The sequence below is a fragment of the Vibrio sp. 10N.222.46.A1 genome (assembly GCF_041473595.1).
Classification (GTDB): domain Bacteria; phylum Pseudomonadota; class Gammaproteobacteria; order Enterobacterales; family Vibrionaceae; genus Vibrio; species Vibrio tasmaniensis_A.
This window is the reverse complement of the sequence record NZ_JBFRSN010000343.1, coordinates 1-3925: the sequence shown is the minus strand read 5'-3', so window position 1 is coordinate 3925 and position 3925 is coordinate 1. Positions and strand designations below refer to the sequence as shown.

The 3925-nt window shown below is 46.8% G+C and carries 4 protein-coding genes and 1 pseudogene; all 5 read right to left on the bottom strand.

Annotation, left to right across the window (positions count from 1 at the left end; genetic code table 11):
• Nucleotides 1–35: 35 nt before the first annotated feature.
• Complete coding sequence (gene nth / locus AB4496_RS11185; RefSeq protein WP_009848652.1) at nucleotides 36–671, bottom strand: endonuclease III; 636 nt, start codon at nucleotides 669–671, stop codon at nucleotides 36–38.
• A gap of 206 nt (nucleotides 672–877) precedes the next feature.
• Nucleotides 878–1570 carry an electron transport complex subunit E gene (locus tag AB4496_RS11180; RefSeq protein WP_009848651.1) on the bottom strand — a complete coding sequence of 231 codons (693 nt, stop codon included), beginning with the start codon at nucleotides 1568–1570 and terminating at the stop codon, nucleotides 878–880.
• On the bottom strand, nucleotides 1570–2199 hold the full coding sequence (gene rsxG / locus AB4496_RS11175) for an electron transport complex subunit RsxG (RefSeq protein WP_009848650.1): 630 nt from the start codon (nucleotides 2197–2199) through the stop codon (nucleotides 1570–1572). Before rsxG ends, AB4496_RS11180 begins: the two co-directional genes overlap by 1 nt.
• Before the next feature lie 14 nt (nucleotides 2200–2213).
• Nucleotides 2214–3260 carry an electron transport complex subunit RsxD gene (gene rsxD, locus AB4496_RS11170; protein ID WP_009848649.1) on the bottom strand — a complete coding sequence of 349 codons (1047 nt, stop codon included), beginning with the start codon at nucleotides 3258–3260 and terminating at the stop codon, nucleotides 2214–2216.
• Nucleotides 3260–3925 (bottom strand): annotated as a pseudogene (locus AB4496_RS11165) (electron transport complex subunit RsxC); the annotation flags it as partial. The gene rsxD and the pseudogene AB4496_RS11165, both read right to left, overlap by 1 nt.

The following is a 3925-nucleotide window of genomic DNA, read 5'->3' as shown; positions in this document are numbered from 1 at the left end:
TCTTAGCTTCTTAGCTTCATTCGCTTAGAGCTAGCCTAGACGTCGGTTTTTTCCTTGAACTCACACAAGTCTTCAATGATACAGCTGCCACAGCGTGGTTTACGCGCCACACAGGTGTAACGTCCATGAAGAATGAGCCAGTGGTGGACATCCAGTTTGAATTCTTTTGGAATGACTTTGAGCAGCTTAGCTTCAACATCATCGACCGTTTTACCCATTGCTAACTTAGTGCGGTTTGATACACGATAGATGTGAGTATCAACGGCAATGGTTGGCCAACCGAATGCAGTATTTAACACTACGTTTGCTGTTTTGCGGCCTACACCTGGAAGGGCTTCTAACGCAGCACGATCTTCCGGTACTTCACCATTATGTAGGTCAAGCAGCATACGACACGTTTTGATGGTGTTTTCTGCTTTCGAATTAAATAGGCCGATGGTCTTGATGTACTCTTTTAGGCCGTCGACACCTAGGTCGAAAATAGCCTGTGGAGTATTAGCCACAGGGTACAGCTTATCAGTGGCTTTGTTGACGCTGACATCGGTCGCCTGCGCAGATAAGAGCACGGCGATTAGCAACTCGAAAGAGCTGTTCCAGTTAAGCTCGGTTTCTGGATTTGGATTGTTTTCTCTCAAACGCTCAAGTATTTCTACTCGTTTTACATTGTTCATAGCGACATTACTTTCAAATAGTTAGGGCTTGAGTTCCAGCGAAGTTCTTTCAAACTTACTCGTTTTAAAATAACAAGTTTCGCAATGGTTCAGGCTTTATCATCGGTTACGCGCTCTTATGAGCGTCATTATTATGTGTACTTGGTCAATCTATTTACCTGCTGAGCGGTTGAGCTACTCAGCAGGATTTAAGCTACTGTAACTTATCAGGCATTGGTAACGCGAGCGCGTTCAATAGCTGGTTTTTCTTGTTTTGGCTGTCTAGATTTAGCTTGGTTGTCGATGATGTTTTTCAAAGCAATCAAGAAACCAACACCAATGAAGGCACCGGGTGGTAGCAGGGCTAACAAGAAGCTGTTATTAAATTGGAATATCTGGATTCGTAACACCGAAGCCCAATCACCAAGGAGTAGGTCTGCGCCATCAAATAGGGTTCCGTTACCAATAACCTCGCGCATCGCACCCAATACAACCAGTACCGATGTCATGCCAAGACCCATCCAGAAACCATCTTGAGCTGCAGGTAAAACTTCGTTTTTAGACGCGAAGGCTTCCGCTCGGCCAATGATGATACAGTTGGTTACGATCAGCGGGATAAAGATACCCAAAGAGAGGTAAAGGCCATACGCGTAGGCGTTCATCAGAAGTTGAACACAGGTTACTAGTGAAGCAATGATCATCACGAACACTGGAATACGCACTTCTTTTGGCACATGGTTTCGAACCAAAGATACAGACACGTTCGAGCCGACTAGTACAAGCAAGGTAGCGATACCTAATCCAAGAGCGTTAGTCACAGTCGAAGAGACAGCCAACAGCGGACATAAGCCAAGGAGTTGCACTAGGGCAGGGTTATTGGCCCACATGCCATTTTTGATCAGTGTTTTATGGTCACTCATTATTCACCACCACAATTTAGAGGTTGAGCAAGCAATGCTTGGTTGTTTTGATTAACGTATTGCACCGCTTGTTTAACTGACTTCACAACAGCTCTTGGCGTAATGGTTGCGCCAGTGAACTGGTCAAAGTCACCACCATCTTTACGAACCTTCCAACGGTCAAGATTAGAATCCGTCACTTGCTTACCAGCAAATGAGAGAATCCAATCACTCACACGCAAATCAATCTTATCACCCAAACCTGGAGTTTCTTGGTGAGAAAGCACGCGAGTACCTAAAATAGTACCGTCGATCTTCATTCCAACAATCACTTTAATCGCGCCGTTGTAGCCGTCTGGGGCAATCGCTTCGATCGCAATCGCACTCGGCTCACCATTGATTTTAGCAATGTAAGCCGGCATCGCTTGCTCAGTACCAAGTTCTTCTGTTTGAACGAGAGTGCAAGATGAAAACAGTTCGTTGTCGTGTAGATCATGTGTGATTACTTGGTTAAGCACAGACAGTAACTGAGCCTGTTCTTGTTGTTTGATCTGATCTTTGGTCAGGTAGTGAGTTACCGCGACCAAACCCGTCGAAGCACACGCAAAAATCGCGAGTACAAGGCCGTTTTTCTTAATTGCATTTAGCATGGTATCCGCTCCCTTTAGTGGCCGTATGTACGAGGTTTGGTGTAGTAGTCAATCAGTGGAACACACATGTTGGCTAACAATACAGCAAACGCCACGCCATCAGGGAAACCACCCCAACTGCGGATGATAAATACCAAACCGCCGATCAGAGCGCCAAACACTAAGCGACCTTTCACTGTTGTTGATGCTGAAACTGGGTCGGTCGCAATGAAAAATGCGCCGAGCATAGTCGCACCAGACAATAGATGAATGGTCGGTGATGCGGTTTCGCCAGGAGTGAACATCAAGAACACTAGGCTAAATAGGGTCAAGCTGCCCAGAAACGCGACTGGGATATGCCATTGAATCACGCGTTGCTTGATAAGCACCAAGCCACCAATAAGGTAAGCAAGGTTTACCCATTCCCAACCCACGCCAGCTAACCAGCTAAATTGAGGTTGAGACAGAGCTTCAGAAGCCGAGTTACCTGCCGTTAGTGCGGTTTTGAAGGCATCGAGTGGCGTCGCCATCGTGGTGCCATCAATACCAAGGCGTGCTTGTTGTAAAGACAAGCCTTCATTATTGAAACCAGTAAAGATCATCAAGAAGGAGTCAACAAAGCTCGTAGCTTCAGCAGTTAAACTGGTCGGCGCATTCCAGCTGGTCATTTGAACTGGGAATGAGATCAGCAAAACAACGTAAGCCACCATCGCAGGGTTAAATGGGTTTTGCCCAAGGCCGCCATAAAGGTGTTTTGCGATGACAATCGCGAAGAACATACCTATCACGAGAATCCACCACGGAGAGTGTGGCGGAATCGCGACACTGAGTAGCCAAGCGGTCACAACAGCGCTGTAATCACGCAATGCCATCACTGGCGGGCGTTTTCTTAGCAGCATTACAGCGGCTTCAAAGGTAACAGCAAGTGCAATAGCAAATACTAACTGGATGAGCGTACCCCATCCAAAGAAGTAGGTTTGAGCTAGTAGACCTGGCAATGCACAAATAGCGACCCATTTCATGAGATCAGGGGTGCTTCTACGATTGTGCGCGTGCGGTGAGCTGGCGATAAAGAAGGCCACTACTCTTTCTCCTCATTATTCTTTTTGTCTTGCTCTTGCTGCGCCTTTCTTGCTTTAGCACGAGCAATCGCTGCAGCAACCGCTGCTTTTTTAGGATCGACTGGTTCTTGTTGAGTTTCAGCCTTTAATTCAACTACAGGTTCAACCACAGATTCAGGTGTTTCTGCTGACTCTTCCTGTTTCGCTTGTTGTGCCTTTCTTGCTTTAGCGCGAGCTATTGCCGCGGCAACGGCAGCTTTTTTAGGATCCACTGGTTCTGATTGAATTTCAGCTTCCACTTCCACTTCTACTTCAGGAGCGATTGCTTCTGCTTCGACCTGCTTAGCTTGCTGTGCTTTCTTCGCTTTAGCGCGAGCTATTGCGGCAGCAACTGCATCTTTCTTAGCATCGCCAGAACTTTTAACCGGAGCTTCGCTTGCTGTTGGAGTAAAAGATTCAGCTTGTTGTGCTTTCTTTGCTTTAGCGCGAGCTATTGCGGCAGCGACAGCATCTTTTTTAGCATCGCCAGAACTTTTAACCGGAGCTTCACTTTCGGTTAGAGTAGCTGATTCAGCTTGTTGTGCTTTCTTTGCTTTAGCGCGAGCTATTGCAGCAGCGACAGCATCTTTCTTGGCATCGCCAGTACTTTCAGCCGGAGCCTCACTTGCGGTTTGAGTAGCTGATTC

Excerpts from the sequence above, each read along its gene's own strand:
- AB4496_RS11180 (WP_009848651.1), bottom strand. The coding sequence starts at position 1,570 with ATGAGTGACCATAAAACACTGATCAAAAATGGCATGTGGGCCAATAAC.
- nth (WP_009848652.1), bottom strand. The coding sequence starts at position 671 with ATGAACAATGTAAAACGAGTAGAAATACTTGAGCGTTTGAGAGAAAAC.
- rsxG (WP_009848650.1), bottom strand. The coding sequence starts at position 2,199 with ATGCTAAATGCAATTAAGAAAAACGGCCTTGTACTCGCGATTTTTGCG.